The organism is Pseudomonas sp. TJI-51, from assembly GCF_000190455.2.
Classification (GTDB): Bacteria; Pseudomonadota; Gammaproteobacteria; order Pseudomonadales; family Pseudomonadaceae; genus Aquipseudomonas; species Aquipseudomonas juntendi.
This window is the reverse complement of record NZ_AEWE02000053.1, coordinates 49,892-50,736: the sequence shown is the minus strand read 5'-3', so window position 1 is coordinate 50,736 and position 845 is coordinate 49,892. Positions and strand designations below refer to the sequence as shown.

General features: G+C 63.7%; 1 protein-coding gene. It reads left to right on the top strand.

The features are described 5' to 3' along the window. Positions 1-845 (top strand): molybdopterin oxidoreductase family protein (locus tag G1E_RS12290; protein WP_047149865.1); only part of this gene is annotated, 845 nt, incomplete at both ends.

Here is an 845-nt window from a genome sequence, read left to right as displayed (position 1 = left end):
CCTGGCCATGGCCACCGGCAACATCGGCCGGGAAGGGGTAGGGGTCAACCCACTGCGCGGCCAGAACAACGTGCAAGGTTCGTGCGACATGGGGTCGTTCCCCCATGAATTGCCCGGTTACCGGCATATCTCCAACCAGGCGGTGCGTGAAGAGTTCGAGCAGGCCTGGGGCGTGACCTTGCAGCCCGACCCGGGCCTGCGTATTCCCAACATGTTCGAGGCAGCGCTGGACGGCAGCTTCAAGGCGCTGTATTGCCAGGGTGAAGACATTGCCCAAAGTGACCCCAACACCCAGCACGTTACCGCTGCCTTGCTCGCGATGGAGTGCGTGGTGGTACAGGACATCTTCCTCAACGAAACCGCCAAGTTCGCCCACGTGTTCCTGCCGGGCAGTTCGTTCCTGGAAAAAGACGGCACCTTCACCAACGCCGAGCGGCGAATTTCACGGGTGCGCAAAGTCATGGAACCGCTGGCCGGCAAGGCTGACTGGGAAGCTACCATCGCCCTGGCAGACGCCCTGGGCTACCCGATGCACTACCGCCACCCGTCCGAGATCATGGATGAAATCGCCCGCCTGACCCCGACCTTCCGCCGGGTCAGCTACGCGGAAATCGAACGCCATGGCAGCCTGCAATGGCCCTGCAACGAGGCCGCGCCGGATGGCACGCCAACCATGCACATCGACCAGTTCGTACGGGGCAAGGGCCGCTTCATGCTCACCGGCTATGTGCCGACTGACGAAAAGGTCAACAGCCGCTACCCGCTGTTGCTGACCACCGGGCGCATCCTCAGCCAGTACAACGTCGGCGCGCAGACGCGGCGCACCGGCAACGTGGCCTGGCACG